Origin of the sequence: Nocardioides stalactiti (assembly GCF_014180715.1) — a bacterium.
GTDB classification, from domain to species: Bacteria; Actinomycetota; Actinomycetes; order Propionibacteriales; family Nocardioidaceae; genus Nocardioides; species Nocardioides stalactiti.
Genome location: NZ_JACEFC010000091.1, coordinates 1 through 19,070, shown reverse-complemented (window position 1 = coordinate 19,070; position 19,070 = coordinate 1). Strand labels below are relative to the sequence as shown.

18 protein-coding genes are annotated in these 19,070 nt (G+C 70.7%); 11 read left to right on the top strand and 7 right to left on the bottom strand.

Translation table 11 applies throughout. The features are described from left to right. From H0487_RS16575 to H0487_RS16565, 3 genes are all read left to right on the top strand, one after another. The coding region (locus tag H0487_RS16575) for a hypothetical protein (RefSeq protein ID WP_183095338.1) at window positions 1-642 on the top strand (642 nt) is incomplete at its 5' end. Between the two features lie 34 nt (window positions 643-676). Beyond that, window positions 677-1,816, top strand: coding sequence for a lipid II:glycine glycyltransferase FemX (locus H0487_RS16570; RefSeq protein WP_183095337.1), 1,140 nt, complete (start codon window positions 677-679; stop codon window positions 1,814-1,816). Window positions 1,817-1,818: 2 nt separating this feature from the next. After that, window positions 1,819-2,883 carry an alanine racemase gene (locus H0487_RS16565; protein ID WP_183095336.1) on the top strand — a complete coding sequence of 355 codons (1,065 nt, stop codon included), beginning with the start codon at window positions 1,819-1,821 and terminating at the stop codon, window positions 2,881-2,883. Here H0487_RS16565 and H0487_RS16560 read toward each other — a convergent pair. Together H0487_RS16560 and H0487_RS16555 are read right to left on the bottom strand one after the other, a co-directional pair. Next, window positions 2,788-4,278 carry a glycosyltransferase family 87 protein gene (locus H0487_RS16560; protein ID WP_183095335.1) on the bottom strand — a complete coding sequence of 497 codons (1,491 nt, stop codon included), beginning with the start codon at window positions 4,276-4,278 and terminating at the stop codon, window positions 2,788-2,790. The two genes, H0487_RS16565 and H0487_RS16560, sit on opposite strands and share 96 nt — an antisense overlap. Window positions 4,279-4,297: 19 nt before the next feature. Further along, the gene (locus H0487_RS16555) at window positions 4,298-6,724 is read right to left on the bottom strand and encodes a transglycosylase domain-containing protein (protein WP_183095334.1); all 2,427 of its coding nucleotides are present in this window, start codon (window positions 6,722-6,724) and stop codon (window positions 4,298-4,300) included. 135 nt (window positions 6,725-6,859) lie between these two features. Between H0487_RS16555 and H0487_RS16550 the strand changes: the two genes are divergently transcribed. After that, window positions 6,860-7,435 (top strand): PadR family transcriptional regulator, encoded by a 576-nt coding sequence (locus tag H0487_RS16550; RefSeq protein WP_183095333.1) that lies wholly within the window; start codon window positions 6,860-6,862, stop codon window positions 7,433-7,435. Between the two features lie 56 nt (window positions 7,436-7,491). Then, window positions 7,492-8,574: an inositol-3-phosphate synthase gene (locus H0487_RS16545; RefSeq protein ID WP_183095332.1), complete on the top strand. Its 1,083-nt coding sequence runs from the start codon at window positions 7,492-7,494 to the stop codon at window positions 8,572-8,574. Window positions 8,575-8,628: 54 nt separating this feature from the next. On the opposite strand, the gene H0487_RS16540 is transcribed toward H0487_RS16545, so the two are convergent. Both H0487_RS16540 and H0487_RS16535 read right to left on the bottom strand, forming a co-directional pair. Further along, window positions 8,629-9,954 carry an adenylate/guanylate cyclase domain-containing protein gene (locus H0487_RS16540; protein ID WP_183095331.1) on the bottom strand — a complete coding sequence of 442 codons (1,326 nt, stop codon included), beginning with the start codon at window positions 9,952-9,954 and terminating at the stop codon, window positions 8,629-8,631. A gap of 44 nt (window positions 9,955-9,998) precedes the next feature. Continuing rightward, on the bottom strand, window positions 9,999-10,157 hold the full coding sequence (locus H0487_RS16535) for a hypothetical protein (protein ID WP_220793501.1): 159 nt from the start codon (window positions 10,155-10,157) through the stop codon (window positions 9,999-10,001). On the opposite strand from H0487_RS16535, the gene H0487_RS16530 reads away from it, so the two are divergent. From H0487_RS16530 to H0487_RS16520, 3 genes are read left to right on the top strand one after another with little or no spacing between them, the layout of a single operon-like run. After that, window positions 10,150-10,788: a zinc metalloprotease gene (locus H0487_RS16530; protein WP_183095329.1), complete on the top strand. Its 639-nt coding sequence runs from the start codon at window positions 10,150-10,152 to the stop codon at window positions 10,786-10,788. The two genes, H0487_RS16535 and H0487_RS16530, sit on opposite strands and share 8 nt — an antisense overlap. Beyond that, a complete protein-coding gene (locus H0487_RS16525) occupies window positions 10,788-11,279 on the top strand; it encodes a hypothetical protein (RefSeq protein ID WP_183095328.1) in 492 nt (163 codons plus the stop codon). Before H0487_RS16530 ends, H0487_RS16525 begins: the two co-directional genes overlap by 1 nt. Then, entirely contained in the window at window positions 11,276-11,680 is a 405-nt protein-coding gene (locus H0487_RS16520) for a hypothetical protein (RefSeq protein ID WP_183095327.1), read from the top strand. Before H0487_RS16525 ends, H0487_RS16520 begins: the two co-directional genes overlap by 4 nt. Window positions 11,681-11,713: 33 nt before the next feature. Here the strand turns inward: H0487_RS16520 and H0487_RS16515 are convergent, their stop codons facing one another. The 3 genes from H0487_RS16515 to H0487_RS16505 all read right to left on the bottom strand — a co-directional run bounded on the left by H0487_RS16515 (window position 11,714) and on the right by H0487_RS16505 (window position 14,426). Continuing rightward, on the bottom strand, window positions 11,714-12,175 hold the full coding sequence (locus H0487_RS16515) for an SRPBCC family protein (protein WP_183095326.1): 462 nt from the start codon (window positions 12,173-12,175) through the stop codon (window positions 11,714-11,716). Between the two features lie 89 nt (window positions 12,176-12,264). After that, window positions 12,265-12,915, bottom strand: coding sequence for an HNH endonuclease family protein (locus H0487_RS16510; protein ID WP_183095325.1), 651 nt, complete (start codon window positions 12,913-12,915; stop codon window positions 12,265-12,267). 101 nt (window positions 12,916-13,016) lie between these two features. Further along, window positions 13,017-14,426: a CCA tRNA nucleotidyltransferase gene (locus H0487_RS16505; RefSeq protein ID WP_446685575.1), complete on the bottom strand. Its 1,410-nt coding sequence runs from the start codon at window positions 14,424-14,426 to the stop codon at window positions 13,017-13,019. Between the two features lie 129 nt (window positions 14,427-14,555). Here H0487_RS16505 and H0487_RS24345 point away from each other — a divergent pair, with 129 nt between their 5' ends. From H0487_RS24345 to H0487_RS16490, 3 genes are all read left to right on the top strand, one after another. Next, window positions 14,556-16,757 carry a DUF6049 family protein gene (locus H0487_RS24345; protein ID WP_183095324.1) on the top strand — a complete coding sequence of 734 codons (2,202 nt, stop codon included), beginning with the start codon at window positions 14,556-14,558 and terminating at the stop codon, window positions 16,755-16,757. After that, window positions 16,754-18,430 (top strand): murein biosynthesis integral membrane protein MurJ, encoded by a 1,677-nt coding sequence (murJ, locus tag H0487_RS16495; RefSeq protein WP_312855986.1) that lies wholly within the window; start codon window positions 16,754-16,756, stop codon window positions 18,428-18,430. Before H0487_RS24345 ends, murJ begins: the two co-directional genes overlap by 4 nt. A 109-nt stretch (window positions 18,431-18,539) precedes the next feature. After that, window positions 18,540-19,070 (top strand): protein kinase family protein (locus tag H0487_RS16490; RefSeq protein ID WP_512698508.1); only part of this gene is annotated, 531 nt, incomplete at its 3' end.

Sequence of the window (19,070 nt, the reverse complement as noted above, 5' to 3'; positions counted from 1 at the left end):
CCTGCCGACGCGGTCGTGCTCGGCACGGTCGCCGCGGACCGGTCCCGGGTCCTCCTCGACACCCAGGCCGCCGCCGTCGTCGGCGACCTGCTCGCCGTCCCCGTCGGGGACGAGCTGGTCGCCACCGTCCTCCCCACCACCGGCCCCGCCAGCAGTGCCGTCCTCTCCGCCGGCGGACTGATCCCGGCCGAGCACACCCCGGCCGAGGCCGGCGACCTCTGCGGCGGCCTGACGTCCGACACCCTCGCGTCACTCGGGGTCACCCGTCCCGACCTCGGCGTCCCGGCCGACTGCACGCTCCACCAGGTGCGCCCCGAGGAGGTCTGGCTCGTCATCGACGCGTGGGCCGAGCTGCCGAGCTGGGAGGACCAGCGCACGGCCACCGACAACGCGGAGCTCGCCTTCGACGCGGTGGTCCGGGGCGACGGCGTGCACGAGGTGAGCGGGCTCGAGCCGGTCGACGGACTCGGTGACGAGGCGGCGGTGAGCGCGGACGGCGACGGGTTGGTGGTGCGCGCCGCCAACGTCGTGGTGGTCGTGGTCCGGCCGGCTCCGCTACCCGGCCTCGACGCCGACGGGCAGCGGGAGGCGCTGCTCCGCGTCGGCGAGGACCTCCTCGCCGAGCTCGAGCGGCGCGGGTGAGTCGGGGCCACCACCGGCCGATAGCCTGAACCCCATGCCGAGCATCCGGGTGATCTCTGCCGACGAGCACCGCGACTACCTCGCCACGCTGCCCTCGGCCAGCTTCCTGCAGACCCCCGGCTGGGCGAAGGTCAAGGCGGAGTGGCGCGCCGAGCACCTCGCATGGGTCGACGACTCCGGCACCACCGTCGGCGCCGCGCTCGTGCTCTACCGTCAGCTCCCCCGCCTGAAGCGCTTCCTCGCCTACCTGCCCGAGGGCCCGGTCATCGACTGGTCCTCCGAGCAGCTCGGCGACTGGCTCGGGCCGCTGGTCCGCCACCTCAAGGGCCAGGGGGCGTTCGCGGTCCGGATCGGTCCGCCGGTCGTGACCCGACGTTGGTCGGCCGCCCAGATCAAGGAGGGCATCGCCGACCCGGCTGTCGGCCGGCTCGGCCAGGTCGCGCCGCTCGACCGCTCCGCCGCGGGTGCCCGCGTCGTCGCCCAGCTCCACGAGCTCGGCTGGCGTCACCAGGCCCCCGAGGACGGGTTCTCCGCCGGCCAGCCGCAGTTCGTCTACCAGGTGCCGCTGGTCCAGGAGGACGGCACGCCCCACACCGAGGAGACCCTCCTCAAGGGCATGAACCAGCTCTGGCGGCGCAACATCAAGAAGGCCGACAAGGAGGGCGTCGAGGTCACCACCTCGGACCCCGCGACCACGGCCGGCGACCTCAAGGCGTTCCACGACCTCTACGTCCACACCGCCGAGCGCGACCACTTCACGCCGCGCCCGCTGCGCTACTTCGAGGTCATGTACGACGCCCTCAACGCCGACGAGCCCGACCGGCTCAAGATCTGGCTGGCCCGTCACGAGGGGGACCTCGTCGCAGCGACGCTGGCCGTGCGGGTCGGTCAGCACTCCTGGTACTCCTACGGGGCGTCCTCCACCGAGAAGCGCGACGTCCGCGGCTCCAACGCGGTGCAGTGGGCGATGATGCGTGACGCGCTCGCGGCGGGAGCGACGGTCTACGACCTGCGCGGCATCACCGACACCCTCGACGCCGAGGACGCCCACGTCGGGCTGATCCAGTTCAAGGTCGGCACCGGCGGCGAGGCGGTCGAGTACGCCGGCGAGTGGGACATGCCCGTCAACCGCGTCCTCTACAAGGCCTTCCAGGTCTACCTGGCCAGGCGATAGCCATGAGCCTGACCCTGACCGTCGACGGCCCGCGCTGGCGGGCCCACCTGGAGTCGGTGGCCGACGCCAACCCCGGCATCGTCCCGGTGGCGAAGGGCAACGGCTACGGCTTCACCCTCGGTCGGCTGGCCCGCAAGGCGCAGTGGCTCAAGGACCGCCACCACGACGTGACGGCCCTGGCTGTCGGCACCTACCTCGAGATCCCCGAGGTCGCCACCCGCTGGGACGGCGACATCGTCGTCCTCACGCCGTGGCGGCCCTTCGTGGAGCCGCTCGACGCGGCCCTCGCCGGCCGCGTGATCCACACGGTGAGCCGGTTGGCCGACCTCGACCAGCTCCTCACCCGGGCCCCGGGCTCGCGGGTCGTCCTCGAGCGGACCACCAGCATGCGCCGTCATGGCATGACCGGGCGCGAGCTGTGGGAGGCCGGCGAGGTGCTGCGTCGCCACTCGGGTGCCCGCCTCGAGGGCGTCGCCCTCCACCTCCCGCTCCAGCAGGGCAACCACCTCGGCGAGGTGGGCCGGCTGCTCACCGACGCCGTCGCCGCCGATGCCGGCATCACCACGGTCTGGGTCAGCCACCTCACCGCCGGCGAGCTGGCGACCCTGCGCGAGCAGTACGCCGACTTCACGATCCGTCCGCGGATCGGCACCCAGCTCTGGCTCGGCGACCGCGGCGCGCTCACGGTCACCGCCACGGTGCTCGACGTGCACGACGTGGAGAAGGGCGACAGCTTCGGCTACCGAGCGCGCACCGCGCCCAAGTCCGGCCACCTGCTGGTGGTGAGCGGCGGCACCGCCCACGGCATCGGCCTCGAGGCCCCCACCGGGGAGTCCTCGATCAAGGCCCGCGCCGCGACCATCGCCCGCGGCGGCATGGACGCGGTCGGGTTCGTGCGGTCGCCGTACTCCATCGACGGCAAGCAGCGACTCTTCGCCGAGCCGCCCCACATGCAGGCCTCGATGCTGTTCCTACCGCACGGTGCGCACGTGCCGGCCGTGGGCGACACGGTCGACGTGCGGGTGCGCTACACCGCCACCACCTTCGACCGGGTCGTCGTCACCTGAGTCGACCGGCCCGTCGAGCGGCTCGTCGACGGGGTCGTTGTGCGGCAGCAGCATGTCGCGGGCGACGACGGTGACCAGGTAGAGCTCGCCGGCCATCCGGACCACGATCCCCACCCAGTAGAAGCCGGCGTCACCGCCGCCCGCGGGCTGGAGGTAGGAGCCGAGGTACCACCACACCGTGCAGAAGTAGAAGACCTCAGTGGCCTGCCAGATGATCTGGTCCCGCCACCGGGGCCGCGCCAGGACGGCGAGCGGCAGCAGCCAGAGCACGTACTGCGGTGAGTAGACCTTGTTGACGAGCAGGAAGCCGGCCACGATCAGGAAGCCGAGCTGGGCCAGCCGGGGCACCGAGCCGGTCCGTCGCCCGGCCAGCAGGCCGAGGACGAGGACGCCCACGCACCAGCCGCCGAAGAACAGCCACGAGATGTCGTTGACGGTGGCGACCTCGATCCCGTCGGAGGTCAGCTGGTCGGCGATCAACCAGACGGAGCCGAGGTCGGCCCCCCGCTCCGCGTTGAACGACCAGAACACCTTCCACTGGTCGGGGCCGCTGAGGTAGGCGGGCAGGTTGACCAGCGCCCAGGTCACCGCCGCCCAGACGCTGGCGAGGGCGAAGGCGCCGTACCGCCGCCGCCGCAGGCAGATGACGAGCACCCCGCCGAGCAGGAACAGCGGATAGAGCTTGGCCGCCGTGCCGAGGCCGATGAGGACACCGGTCAGCACCGGCCGGTCGCGTGACCACGCCCAGAGCGCGCCGACGACCAGCGCCACCGCGATGAGGTCCCAGTTGATGAGGCCGGTGAGCACCAGGGTCGGGGAGAGCGCGAACGCGGCGGCGTCCCAGGGACGACCGGGGTTGACCCGCGCCATCAGCCACACCGACAGCAGCGCGAGCGCCGCGAAGCCGACCGCGTTCACGAGGACGAAGATCGTCAGCTCGCGGTCGACGTCCTTGTCGCCGTACAGGTCGCTGACCGGTCGGTCCTCACGGGCGTCGACGTCGTCGCTGCCACCGAGCACCTGGGTGATCCACGCCGTCCCGTAGGCCCAGTAGGAGATCCCGACCGGGTACTCCATGACCTCGTAGCGGTCGCGCGTGCCCTCGTCGTCGCTGTAGGGCCAGGACAGCTCGGCCAGCCCCCGCGGCACGTAGAGCGGGCGCAGGTCGGTGTAGCACATGTGGGAGTACACCCACTTCTGGTCCTTGCCGTCGGCCAACGAGCAGGGCGCCTTCTGCACCATGCCGAGCGCGAAGATCGCCGCCATCATCAGCAGCAGCACCCGGGTGGGCGTCCACCACGGGTGCCGGCCGGCGTGCTCGCCCACCGGCCCGCCGACCACCTCGCTGACGGCGGCGACGACCCGGTCGTCCCGGGTCGGGTGCGCCGTGCTCATGCCGAGGCCCGCCGCGGTCTCAGCCGCGGGCGGTACGACGGCCCGCGCGGCCGCGACGACCCGGTCCGCCCTGGCCGGGGCCGGTGGTCTCGCGTCCGCCGGGGCCACCACCCTGGGCGACCGGGATGTCCGGGTCGGTCGGGTCGGTGTCGCTGCCGTCGGCGAACCCGTCCCCGTCGGTGTCGGGGTTGTTGGGATCGGTGCCGAAGTCCGCCTCGGCGCCGTCGCTCAGCCCGTCGCCGTCGGTGTCGACCTCCTCGGTGGGGGTGGTCGGGTCGGTGGTGGGCGGCTCGGTGGTCGGCTCCTCGGTCGTCGGCTCGGTCGTCGGCTCCGACGTCTCGGGCTCGCTCGACTCGGTCTCCGGCTCCTCGGTCTTGGTCTTCGTCGGGCTCGGCGGGGGGGTGTAGGGCTCGTGTCCCTCCTCGGGTGCCTCACCGTCGACGTAGGCCGGCTCCGGGAACTCGATCGGCTCCAGTCCGTCCATGACGCGCTGCATCACCGCGCGCCAGGTGTCCGCCGGGTACGCCCCTCCGAAGTACTCCGGCAGCCAGTCCTTGAGCTGCTCGTTGCCCTTGCCCCGGACGTACATCACGGCCGTCGAGTACTGCGCGGTGAACCCGGCGAACCACGCCGACGACACCTCGCCCAGCCCGTTCGTCGCCGTCCCGGTCTTGCCGGCCGAGGGCCAGGCGAAGCCGGACAGCGCGCTCGCGCCTGACCCGGTCGCCACGACCTGCTGCATGGCGAAGGAGACGTCCGCTGCGATGTCCGCGCTGAGCGCGCGATGGTCGACGACCTTGTGGTTGTAGCGCTCCTGACCGTTGCGGTCGACGACCTTCTCGATGATGAACGGTTCGGCGGCGACCCCGCCGTTGGCGATCGTCGCGTAGCCGTTGGCCATGTTGATCGGGCTCACGGTCTGGGAACCGAGCGCCACGCCGGCGCCCGGCAGGAGCGCGGGGGTGGAGGTCGGGAACCCCCACGGGTCGCTCGCGGGCTCCAGCGGCGGGATGCCCATGTCGACCGCGGTGTCGATGACCTTCTCGGGACCGTTCTCCATCGACAGCGTCATGTCGATGAAGGCCGTGTTGATCGAGTCCTCGGTCGCCCTGATCATGTTGACCCGGCCGTAGGGCACGTTGCCCTGGTTCTCGACCTCGTTGCCGTCGGGCAGGACGTAGGGCGAGTCGCCGTCGAAGGTGTCCTTGAGGGAGAAGCCGTCCTTGATCGCCGCCGCCACCGCGAAGGGCTTGAAGGTCGAGCCGGCCTGGCCACCCGACACCGCCCAGTTGAGCTGGGACTTCAGGTAGTCCTGGCCGGCGTAGATGCCGCGGACCGCACCGGTCCCTGGCTCGACCGTGGCCACGGCGACGTGCAGGTTCTTGTCACTGAACCCATCGGGCCGCGCCTCTTTCATCCCCTCCTCGGCGGCTTCCATCGCCTTCTTGGTGAAGGTGGTGGTGACGTCCAGGCCACCGCCGTTGATCTCCTGCTCGCTGAACCCCAGACGGAGCAGCTCCTTCTTCACCATGGTGAGGACGTGGCCGGTCTGGCCGCCGTACGCGTCCTCGACCTCGACCTCCGGGAACTCGGGCAGCCGGCGGTAGGCGCGGTTCTCCTGGTCGGAGTCGATCTCGCCCATGTCGGCCATCGCGCCGATCACGTACTGGTAGCGACCCTTGAGCGCCTGCTTGGCCGCCTTGCTGTTGGACGGGTCGAGGTCGTTCGGGTCGTTGAGCAGCGCGGCGAGGACCGCGCTCTGCTTGAGGTTGAGGTCCTTGGCGTCGACCTGGAAGTAGGCCTGCGCGGCGGCCTGGACGCCGTACGCGCCCCGACCGAAGTAGATGGTGTTGAGGTAGCCCTCGAGGACCTCCTCCTTGGACAGCTGGTTCCTGATCTTGAGGGAGAGGATCGCCTCCTTCACCTTGCGCTTCCAGGAGCGCTCCTGGGTCAGGTAGAGCACCTTCACGTACTGCTGGGTGATCGTGGACGCGCCCTGGGTGACGTTGCCGGACGCGTTGCTGAACGCCGCGCGCAGGATGCCCTTGGGGTCGAGGCCGGAGTTGGTCCAGAAGGTCTGGTCCTCAGCGGCGACGACGGCTGCCTTGACCGAGTCGGGCATCTCGTCGAAGTCGATGGTGTCGCGCTTCTGGATCGCGAACGTGCCGAGGTCGGTCTTGCCGTCCGCGTAGTAGACGTGGGTCGTCTCGGTGGTGAAGTCCGAGTTCGGGTTCGGGATGTCGATCGACCGGTAGGCGACGAAGAACAGCGCGCCCATCAGCATCACGAGGACCAGGCCGCTGACGCCGCCCCACTTCGCGGTCGTGAGCAGGCGCCGCTTCCAGGCGGGACGGTCGTCCACCGGCTGCTTCTTCGTGCTCTTGGACGAGCCCTTGGATGAAGTACCGGGTGCCTTGCGCTTGCCGTCGGCCAACGTCTGCCTCACTCGCTGGTTCGGGTGCGTCGGACGGATCCGACATGCCGCCCATCAGGGTACGGGCCGAGCCCTCCGGACACCGTTTCGGCGTCTCCGATCCATCGAATGTTCAGAATTGTCGGATATATCGCTACGATAGATCGCATGGCACGGCGTGGCGACACCATCGAGTTGGCAGTCCTCGGACTGCTGCACGAGGGACCCATGCACGGCTACGAGCTCCGCAAGCGCCTGAACCTGATGCTCGGGTGGGGACGACTGCTCTCCTACGGGTCGCTGTACCCGGCGCTGAAGAAGATGCTGCGCGGCAACCTCATCGAGGAGGTCACCGGCACCGTGTCCGCCACTCCCCGGCGGCCGCGGATCACCTACCAGGTGACCGAGCGGGGCACCTCGGAGTTCCACCGGCTCATGTCGGAGGTGGGTCCTGCCGCCTGGGAGGACGACAACTTCGACATCCGGTTCCGGTTCTTCTCCTCCACGGACATGGAGATCCGGCTGCGGGTGCTGGAAGGACGTCGGTCCCGGCTCCAGGAGCGCCTCGACCGCGTCCAGCGCGAGCTCGCGATGACCCAGAAGGAAGTCGACCGCTACGCCACCGAGCTCCAGCGGCACGGCGTCGAGTCCGTCGAGCGCGAGGTCCGGTGGCTCTCGGACCTCATCAACGCGGAGCGGGGCACCGTCGGCCCGCAGGCCGCGACCGCAACAGACAACGACTGATCCGTCAGTCACCCACAAAAATTCACCACGCAAGTATCACCAGGGAAGGACCTCTCATGGGTTCGGTTCGAGTAGCGATTGCCGGCGTCGGCAACTGCGCCACGTCGCTTGTCCAGGGCGTGCACTACTACCGGGACGCCGACCCGTCCGGCTCGGTCCCCGGTCTGATGCACGTGACGTTCGGCGACTACCACGTCAGCGACGTCCAGTTCGTCGCCGCGTTCGACGTCGACGACAAGAAGGTCGGCAAGGACCTCTCGGAGGCGATCAACGCGTCCGAGAACAACACCATCCAGATCTGCGAGGTCCCGACGCTCGGCGTCGAGGTGCAGCGCGGCCCGACCCTGGACGGTCTCGGCAAGTACTACCGCCTGACCATCGAGGAGTCCGGCGCCGACCCGGTCGACGTCGTGCAGGCGCTCAAGGACGCCGAGGTCGACGTCCTCGTGTCCTACCTTCCGGTGGGCTCGGAGGAGGCCGACAAGTTCTACGCCCAGTGCGCGATCGACGCCGGCGTGGCCTTCGTCAACGCCCTCCCCGTCTTCATCGCCTCCGACCCGGTGTGGGCCAAGAAGTTCGAGGACGCGGGCGTCCCGATCGTCGGTGACGACATCAAATCGCAGGTCGGTGCCACCATCACGCACCGCGTCATGGCGAAGCTGTTCGAGGACCGCGGCGTCGTGCTGGACCGCACCTACCAGCTCAACGTCGGCGGCAACATGGACTTCAAGAACATGCTCGAGCGCGAGCGCCTGGAGTCCAAGAAGGTCTCCAAGACCCAGGCCGTGACGTCCAACCTCACCGGCCCGCTGTCCGGCCTGATCGACGACAAGAACGTCCACATCGGCCCGTCGGACTACGTCGCCTGGCTCGAGGACCGCAAGTGGGCCTACGTCCGCCTCGAGGGTCGCGCGTTCGGTGACGTCCCGCTCAACCTGGAGTACAAGCTCGAGGTCTGGGACTCCCCCAACTCGGCCGGCATCATCATCGACGCCGTCCGTGCGGCCAAGATCGCCAAGGACCGCGGCGTCGGCGGCCCGATCATCCCCGCGTCGGCGTACCTCATGAAGTCGCCGCCGGTCCAGATCGAGGACACCGAGGGTCGCGTCCTGCTGGAGAAGTTCATCGCCGGCGAGTGATCCCCTGTTCCACGTGGAACCGCGGGCCCTTCGGGGTCCGCGGTTCTCGCGTTTTCAGACCAGCGCGTAGGCCTGACGCGCGCCGAGCCCCTTGAGCTCCAACCCGGGGACGGGCTCGCCGGCACCGACGCCGTCGAGCTCGCCGTACGTCGCCGGATCCATCAGCACCTGACCCGGCCCGGCCTGCCCGCAGAGCCGCGCGGCGAGGTTCACCACCCCGCCGAGGGGCGTGTAGTCGTAGCGGCCGTCGAACCCGACCACCCCGAGCGTCGCGTAGCCGTAGGCGAGGCCGATGCCGTAGCTCAGGTCGTGGCCGCGGCGCTCCCACTCCGCCACCAGGTCGCCCAGCTGTCCCCGGAGCTCGACGACCATCCGGACCGCGGCCCGCGCCGGCTCGGCGTGCGGGACGGGGTCGCCGATGTAGGCCATGATCCCGTCGCCGGCGTAGCCGCCGATGGTCGCGCCGTGCCGCTGCAGCACCTCGCCGACCGTCCGGTAGTACTGGTCGAGGTCCGCGATCACCTCCTCCGGCTCGGAGTCGCGCGTGAACGCGGTGAAGCCCCGGAGGTCGCAGAAGAACACCGCGATCCGCGCCCGGTGCGGCCGGGTCAGCTCCGCGGCATCCGCCGACATCACCGCGTCCGCCACCTGCGGCGTCAGGAAGCGCCGCAGCTCGCCGAGCCGCTCGATCTCCTGCACCTGGTCAGCCACCCGCCCCTCGAGGCTCTCGTTGAGGTCCGCGAGCTCCAGACGGGCCTCGTGCTCAGAGGCCGCGAGGCTGTCGGCGCGTTCCGCCAGCTGACCGACGATGCAGGCCACCGCGACGAGCGTGGTCGCCACCAGGCTCCACTGGAGGATCGGGAACTGCCATCCGTCCTGGATGAGCATGACGACAGCGCAACCGACCACGACGTTGGCCGTCGCCGCCAGCGCCCACAACCACCGGAGCGCGTAGAACGCGAAGGGAAGCGCCTCGAAATAGAAGACGACGCCGATCCCGAAGGTGGGTCCGACCGCCCACACCGCCGCCGTCGAGATCAGGCCCATCACGAAGATCACGCAGGTCATCCCGGCCGGGACGACCCGGCGGACCAAACGCACCGGGAGCGCGAGGAACGTCAACGGGATGGCCACGCCGAACGCGATGGTCAGCAGGCCCAGGAGCAGTGCGGCGTCCGCATGAGCCGCACGGTCCCCGGCCACCTGGGCGTAGGTCGTAGCGATGGCCCCCGCCTGCCAGCACAGGATCGTCGCGGCGAAGCCCAGCCAGACCAAGGTCCGGATCGGGAAGGGGCGCACCGCGAGGCGCGTCAACGGTCCGTCCCACGGCTCGGCGTCCGCGGCGGCGACCTCGGGGGAGCTCAGGTCCCAGAACCGCATGCTCGAGGCTAGCCCCGCGCTCCCTCCCCGAGGAGGGGTTCGGGTCAGTTCGCCACCGCGCCGCCGGCCTTGACCAGAATGGGACTCTCTTCTACTGTCGTTCGGGACAGGACATCAGCTTTCGGGGGCGCCATGTTCAGGAGTCGCAGGTTCTGCAGAGCGGTTGCTTCATGCGCGACCGTCGTCGTCACTGCCGTGATCATCCCGCCGCCTGCAGTGGCTCACCACATCTTCGAGAAGTACGGCTACCGCGGGTACGTGTGGTTCGCGACGTACGAGGACTACGCGATCGCCTGGACCACCTCGAACAGCTGTAACGCCCACGAGGTCGACGCCTACGACCGTGTCGAGGAGACCACCAAGGGCTACTACGGTGCTCGCTGGCCTTCGGGAATCAGGATGAGAAGGTACGAGGCCCATGCTTGCGACGGAACGGTGAACAAGTACGTCGACATCGAGCTCTCCTACGAGTCAGCGTCGAACTTCGTCAGGTCCGACGGCTCCACCTACGGCGGATACAACGAGTCCTTCCTCGCCCCCCGCAGCTGGTGCGAAATCTGGGGGAAGGTCCACCCCTGCGGGTCTCACCCGTCCGTCGTCCACCTGAACCGGTCCAGGTTCGGTGACAGCGGCTACTCGAACCACTACAAGCGGCGCCTGATCATGCACGAGACGGGGCACTCCTTCGGTCTGGCGCACCACTGCTCAGGCGACTCGGTCATGAACGACGGGACCTCAGGGTGCAACGGTGGCGCCTTCACGAACATCAACGGCTACCAGCAGACCGACCGCGACGGCATCCACGATCTCTATCCGGGATGGAAGTACCGCTGATGAGGAACACCGCTCTCGTCGCTGCCCTGGCGGCCGCTGGCACGCTGACCGCGACCGTCGGCGTGGTGGCCGTCATGCGCACCGCGTCGTCCGACGACTCCTCGCCCGCCGGGGCGCCTGCGCTCGCGACGGTAGCGTCGTGCCGATCGCTCCTCGACGCGGGATGGACGGCACCGCCCGGAGACCCCTCCTTCGAGGTGGATCCCACGACCTGGCAGGTCACGGTCACTCTCGGTAACGGGAGCGAGCTACAGCTCGACCTCGACGACGATCCCTCCTGCGCGGCGCTGCCGGACATCGGCGGGCCGCTCTCTCGAATGATCGGCAACTACGAGCGGATCCGCGCCGAGGAATGTGCTGACGAAGTTGCGGCGATCCGGGCCGGCCAGGTCCCATCGAAGGGCCCGGCGACCGGGACCATCGACGCGATGCGGGACCACGTGCTCGCGTGGTGCCCATCCTCCTTCGCCGACCAGCTCCCCCCGGGATGAGGGCGCTCGGAGCGGCAGCCGCGCTCCTGGCCGTCACCACGGTGGTCGCAGGCCTGACTGGCTGCAGCACCGACAGGGACACGGACCCGGCGGCGCCCCCGACGCTCACGACGGGGTCGACACCCACCGCCACGCCGACGAGGACGGCCGACGCTCCCCCGACCACGGGGTGGCGAGCCGACGAGGTGACGGACTGCGGCGACCTGCTGGCGACCGGTTGGGAGCCGCCCGCCACCGAGCCTCAGCTCGGCTACGACCCGCAGTCCGGCCTCGTGACCCTGTACCTCCCGGGCCGCGACCTCGTCCTCGACCTCCTCCGGGACCGGGCCTGCCGCCGGCTTCCGTTCTACGGCCCGATCCTCGTCCGCACCCTGAAGGAGGCGGACAGCGTCGCCGACTGAGCCCCGTGCTCCCTCCCCGAGGAGGGGTTCGGGTCAGTTCTCGACGGCGGCCTTGATGTTGCGCAGCGTGGTGTTCATGCCCGCCAGCACCTCGACGTCGAACTTCTCGACGCCGCCGAGCATCACGTTCTGCAGCTTGGTCGAGATCGGCGCGATGCCGTCAGGAGCCTCACGGCGGTGGGTGACCCGGGTCGCCCCGCCGTCGATCGGCTCGAGCCGGAACGACCAGATCGTCTTGTTGTCCTTCACCCGGAAGGCGAACTCACCGGGAGCGTCGACGCGGATCACCTTCGAGCGGGTGGGCCACACCTTCCACCCGCTGCGGTTGATGTTGACGGTCCGGGTCCCGACGCCGCCGTCACCGCGCTGGATCGACCGCACCACCTGCGGGCTCAACGCAGCCATCCCCGGCAGGTCGGAGACCAGCGGCCAGATCTGCTCCGGTGTCGCCTGGATGTCGATGGTCGCTTCGAGCGTCTTCGCGTCGGTCGTCATGACCCGCGACCCTACGGGCCGAGCCCGCGCCGGTCATCCGACCGTGGTAGGCATCACGCCCGCTCCGGTCCGACCGTCGCGATCGGCCATCAGATGGCCCGCACCACCGTGATGGTCGAGTTGGTGCAGCCCGCGGCCAGGTTCTGCATCGCCGTCTTCTCCGCGGTGTCGACCGTCAGCCGCCACCGGATCTTCACCGCGACGAACTCGCGCAGGTAGCGGCACCGGTCGTACGTCGGCAGCCACTGGGCGACGTCCTGGTCGCCCTTGGAGGTGTTGACCGAGTCGGTGACGCCGACCAGGGAGCGCGTGTCGCCGAGGTCGTTGGCGTAGGCCTCGCGCTGGGCCGCGGTCCAGGTCCGCGCCCCCGAGTCCCAGGCCTCGGCGAGCGGCACCATGTGGTCGATGTCGATTCGCCCGGGGTCGGTCCACGAGACGCGGTCGTAGTAGGAGAACCAACGGCCACCGCTGAGGTTGCTGCACGTCACCGAGTTCTCGGACTCGACGTCGAGGACCTCGAAGCGGGTGCTGCAGCCGTCGCCGTCGGCGTCGGTCCAGTGCTTGAACTTGGTCCGCTCGTAGCCGGTGCGGACCTCGGCAGCCACCGTCAGCGAGCCGATGGCGGTGGTGAGCGGGGCTGAGTACGTCTCGCCCACCGCCTGGGCGGCCGGCGCAGGCCCGACCCCGACGAGGAGGGTCGAGACCACTCCGGTGACGATCGCGAGCAGGAGCTTCTTCATGGGGGACCTCCGAGCCGGGCGTTATCCGATGTGATGCTGACACCGGAACCCGGCCGGGTGATACACCCAGCGAGATGAATTCGGTCTGAAGAGGCCCCGCGCTACCCGCGGGCTGCCCACCAGGCACGGAGCGCGGCGGTGGCCGCGTCCTCCGTCATCGGGCCCTCGTCGAGCCGCAGCTCGAGCAGGAACTTGTAGGCCTCGCCGACCTCGCGACCCGGCGCGATGCCGAGGATCTCCATGATCTGGTTGCCGTCGAGGGCAGGCCGGAGGGCAGCGAGCTCCTCCTCCTGGGAGAGCCGCTCGATCCGCTCCTCCAGGTCGTCATAGGTACGACGGAGCCGCTCGGCCTTGCGCGCGTTGCGGGTCGTGCAGTCCGCCCGGGTGAGCACGTGCAACCGCTCGAGCTGGTCGCCGGCGTCCCGGACGTAGCGACGCACGGCGGAGTCGGTCCACTCCCCCGAGCCGTAGCCGTGGAAGCGGAGGTGCAGCTCCACGAGGTGGCAGACCGCGTCGATCTGCTCGCCGGAGAACCTCAGCGCCTGCATCCGCTTGCGGGTGATCTTGGCCCCGACCACGTCGTGGTGGTGGAAGGTCACCGTGCCGTCGTCGAGGAAGCGCCGGGTCTTGGGCTTGCCGACGTCGTGCATGAGCGCCGCGAACCGGGACACGAAGTCCGGCTCACCGCCCAGCCGGTCCTCCAGGTCGATGGCCTGCTCGAGGACGGTGAGCGTGTGCTCGTAGACGTCCTTGTGGCGCTGGTGCTCGTCACGCTCGGCCTGGAGCCGCGGCAGCTCGGGCAGCACGTGCGCGGCCAGACCGGTGTCGACGAGCAGGGTCAGTCCGAGCCGTGGGTAGGGCGCACAGACGAGCTTGACCAGCTCGTCCCGCACCCGCTCGGCCGAGACGATGGTGATCCGCTCGGCCATGTCGCGCATCGCGCTCACGACCGACTCCTCGACGGTGAAGCCGAGCTGGGCCGCGAACCGGGCGGCACGCATCATCCGGAGCGGGTCGTCGGAGAAGGAGTCCTCGGGGCGACCCGGGGTGCGAAGCACCCGGTTGGCGAGGTCGACCACGCCGCCGTACGGGTCCTCGATCTCGCGGCCGGGCAGCCGCACGGCCATCGCGTTGACGCTGAAGTCGCGGCGGCCGAGGTCACCGGCGAGCGAGTCGCCGTACTGGACCTCGGGCTTGCGCGAGGACGGGTCGTAGGCCTCGGAGCGGTAGGTGGTCACCTCGACCACCCAGTCGCCCTTGCGGCAGCCGATGGTGCCGAAGTCGCGGCCCATGTCCCACCACGCGTCACCCCATGCGCGCAGGATCTTCTCGGTCTGCTCCGGTCGCGCCGACGTGGTCAGGTCGAGGTCGTTGGAGCGACGGCCGAGCATCGCGTCACGCACCGGCCCACCGACCAGGGCGAGCTCGTGGTCGGCGGCGGCGAAGAGCGCGCCGAGCTCGCTGACGACCGGACCGATCCGGTCGAGCTCAGCCGCCACCGACGCCTGCACGTCGACGAGCCGGATCGGCTCCGACGGTGGCTGGTGGGGCTCGGACACGGCCGCGAGTCTACGGAGGGGTCGCGCCCGCCGCGCGCGCCCCTCCCCGAGGCTCACAGCCAGCCGCACTACCCTCGAGGCGTGGATTCCTGTCGTCCGGTGCTGCGCGCTGCCCTCGGGGCGGTGGCGGCGCTGACGGCGCTGACGGGCGGGATGCTGGTCGCACCGGCGACCGGTGCAGTACCCGACGCGCCGCGGGACACCCAGGTGTTCCCGGTCCCGGAGTCCTACGACGCCCCGCTGCTGGTGACCATCGACCAGCTCACGCCCGGCGAGGTCCCCGACCGCGGCCCGGTCGTCGTGTCCGGCACCGTCATCAACCGCGACGTCGAGACCTGGAGCGGGATCAACCTCTACCCGTTCATCAACGCCGGGGACTGCCCCGGCTGCCCGGCGCCCATGACGACCGCCGCCGAGCTGGTCGAGGCGGCCAAGACCGACCCGGCCGAGGTCGTCGGCCGCCGGATCACGGACGTCAGCGCGACCGTCGCCGAGCTCGAGCCCGGCGCGATCGCGCCCTACACGATCACCATCCCGCGCTCGCTGCTGCCCGTGACGACGGCCGGCATCTACTGGTTCGGCGTCCACGCACTGAGCGAGAGCGCGGGCACCCCGCGCGACGACTTCGCGGACGGTCGGGCCCGGACCTTCCTCCCCTACGTCCCGCGCGGGGAGGACGGCATCAAGGGCGCCATCGACACCGCCGTCGTCGTCCCCCTTCGCTACCGGGTGCGGCACCTGCCCAACGGCTCGCTGGCGCGGACCGAGGACTGGGAGGACGCGTTCGCGGCGACCGGCGAGCTCGGCGCCCCGCTCTCCTTCGGCGCCGCCGCCATCGGCAAGCCGGTCACCTGGCTCATCGACCCCGCGGTCCCCGACGCCGCGCGACAGCTGCGTCGCGGCAACCCGCCGCGCGACCTCGGCCCCGAGGAGCCGGAGCCGAGCGACGAGGAGACCCCGACCGACGAACCGAGCGAGGAGGAGACCACCTCCGAGGAGGAGGTCACCGACGATCCCGCCGACGACCCGACGGCGATCGCCGCCGACCACTGGCTCGACGTCCTCGAGATCCAGCTGCGCGGCGAGGAGGTCCTCACGCTGCCTTACGGTGACCTCGACATGTCGGCCACCCCGGAGTGGACCCCTGACCTCTATCCGCTGGCCCGCGACCGCGGCGGCGACGTGCTGACGAGCTGGGACGTCCCGACCGCGCCGGTCATCGCCTCGCCCGGCGGCTACCTCGACCCGTCCTCGATCCCCGTGATCGGTGACGACAGCACCCTCCTCCTCACCGACCGGATGTTCGGGGAGGACGAGTTCCGCCGAGGCGCGCCGGTCGTCGGCGAGTTCGACAACCACTGGATCGCCGCGACGTCGTACGGCGCTGCCACCGGGGGGCCGGGTCCCGAGCCGCGACTCTCCCCGATGGCCTTCCGCCAGCGGCTGCTCGCCGAGGCTGCGGTCCGACTGCTCGCGCCCGGCCGCCGGCACCCGCTCATCGTCGTCGTGCCGCGCGCGGTCGACAGCAGCGGTGCCGGCGCGTTCTGGTCCGGCCTCGGCGCCGACTGGGTCGACCTCACGACCGTCGCCGACGCGATCGACCGTCCGGCGACGCCGGTGGACCCGGAGCAGCTGACCTACCCGCTCGACCAGGAGTCCATCGAGCTCGACTCGACCGTCTACTACGAGGCGGTGAAGCTGATGGAGGCCGGGGAGGTCCTCGAGAACCTCGTCAACGACGCCGACGCCGTCTCCGGGGAGGTCCGCGACGAGGCACTGACCGGCGCGTCGTACCACTTCCGGACGGACCCGGTCGTCGCTGCCAACCGGCTGGCGCACTCGCGACGCTGGATCGAGCGGCGACTGCGCCGGGTCGGCATCGACGCGCCGCCCGGGGTCACCCTGTCGAGCGCCGACGGCAGCTTCGCGGTCACCGTGACCAACGGGCTCGACCGGACGGTCACCGTGCGGATCGAGGCGGACAGCGTCGGTGAAGAGGTCACCATCGACGAGGGCGATCCCGTGGTGCTGGCCCCCGACAGCAGGACGACGATCCTGCTCGACGCCCACGCCAAGGGCCCCGGGGTCCACAACGTGACGCTCTCGGTCACCGACGTCGACGGCACGCCGCTGGGGTCGTCGGTCGAGGTGCCGATCCGCTCCGGGCAGGTGAGCCAGGTGATCTGGGTGATCCTCGGCGTCGGCGGCGGCATCCTGTTCGTCGCGATCCTGCTGCGTCTCTTCCGACGGATCCGCCGCGGGCGCAAGGAGGCCACCGCGTGACCGACGCCGGGTCCGCCGACAGCGCCGAGCAGCGCGGGATCCTCGCCAACAGCGCGGTGATGGCGGCCGGGACCGTGGTGTCCCGGTTCAGCGGCTTCATCCGCTCCACCCTGCTCGTCGCGGCGCTGGGCATCGGTCTGCACGCCGACCTGTTCACGATCGCCAACACGGTCCCGAACATGCTCTACATCCTGCTCGCGGGCGGCGTCTTCAACGCCGTCCTCGTGCCCCAGCTGGTGCGGTCGATGAAGAACGACGTCGACGGCGGCGCGGCCTACATCGACCGCATCGTCACCCTCGCCGTCCTCTTCCTCGGCACGGTGACGGCGGCGCTCGTGGTCGCGGCGCCGTGGGTGATGGACCTCCTGCTCGACCCCAAGCTCCAGACGGCCGCGCTCGCCGAGCAGCGCCAGTCGGCGATCGACTTCGCCCGCTTCTGCCTGCCTCAGGTCTTCTTCTACGGCATGTTCGTGCTCTTCGGTCAGGTGCTCAACGCCCGCGGCCGCTTCGGGCCGATGATGTGGGCGCCGATCGCCAACAACGTGATCTCGGTCGCGGTGCTCGCGATCTACCTGGTCGGGTTCGGTGCCGCGTCCCGGAGCGAGCAGCTCGGCGCCTTCACCGGCTCCCAGGAGCTGCTCCTCGGCGTCGGGTCGACCCTGGGCATCGCCGCGCAGTTCCTGATCCTCGTGCCCTACCTCCGTTCGGCCGGCGTGCGGATCCGTCCGCGCTTCGACTTCCGCGGCACCGGCCTCGGTCACACCCTGCGGCTGGCGGTGTGGACCGTGCTCTTCGTGGTGGTCAACCAGGCCGCGTACGTCGTGGTGGTCCGCCTGGCCTCGAGCGGTACGGCGTCCTCCGCCGACGGCACCGGCATCACGATCTACTCCTCGGCGTTCCTCGTCGTGATGGTGCCGCACTCGATCGTCACGGTCTCGCTGGCGACGGCGATCCTGCCGCGACTGTCCGCCTCAGCGGCCGCCGGCGACACCGCGGCCCTGGGTCGCACCCTGGTGACGACGATCCGGACGGCCCTCGTGGTCGTCGTGCCGTTCGCCCTGCTGCTGCCGTTCATCGCGCTCCCGGTCTCCCAGGTGCTCTGGGGACACGGGGCGACGGCCGACACCTACCCACGGTTCGAGTCGACGCTCGCGCTGTTCGGTGTCGGGATCGTGTTCTTCACGCTCCACTACCTGACCCTGCGCGGGTTCTACGCCCTCGAGCAGAACCGCACGGTGTTCCTCGTCCAGTGCGTGATCGCCTCGATCAACATCGTCGTCGCGATCGGGCTCGTCGGCCGCGCCGACCCCGACCACACCGCCCCGATGCTGGTCCTCGCCTACACCGCGGCGTACGCCGTCGGCTCGGTGGTGTCGTTCGCCGTGCTCTCGCGACAGCTCGGCGGCCTGCCGATCGGGTCGCTCCTCGGGTTCGCCGCCCGCCTCGTGCTCGCCGGCGCCGTGGCCGCGGGCGCTGCCCGGGCCGTCGACCTGGGCCTCTCCGAGCTGCTCGACCGCGCGCCGGCCGCCGGTGGCTGGTGGTGGGCGGCCGTCGAGGCCGGCGTGCTCGGCCTGGTGGCGCTGACCGTCCTCGTGCTCCTGGCCCGGGTCCTTCGGCTGCAGGAAGTCACCTCGGTGATCGACACGGTCGCGGGCCGGTTGCGCCGAGGTTGACCCGCCCGGCCCAAGTCCGCTCGGGCTCCCGTCCCGCGCCCTACGATGGACGAGGCGCCGCGAGCGAGCCTCGGGCAGCCAGGGACTGTCGAGCGAGAAGGACCGGGGGTTGGCGACGTCGACGCGGCCAGGCGACGTGCTGGCCGGCCGCTATCGGTTGATCGACCTGTTGACCGAGAGCGGTGGCGGGCGGTTCTGGCGAGCCCACGACCACGTCCTCGAGCGCTTCGTCGCGCTCCACGTGATCCCCGAGGACGACCCCCGCGCGCCCGGGCTGCTCGCGGCCGCCCGCGAGTCGGCCACGGTGCTCGACTCCCGGATCCTGCGTGTCCTCGACGCCGAGATGAGCGACGGCCGGTGCTTCGTCGTCAACGAGTGGGGCACCGGGGCCTCGCTCGACATCCTGGTCACGCACGGCGGGCCGCTCGGTCCGCGGCGCTCGGCGTGGTTGGCCGCGGAGGTCGCCGGCGCGGTGGCCGCTGCACACTCGCGTGGCGTCGCGCACGGCCGCCTCAACCCCGAGAACGTGCTGGTGGACCGGCTCGGCGCCGTGCGGCTGATCGGGCTCTGCGTCGACGCCGCCCTCCACGGCCTGCCGCCCGGTCGGATCGACCAGGACCGCCACGACATCGGCGGCATC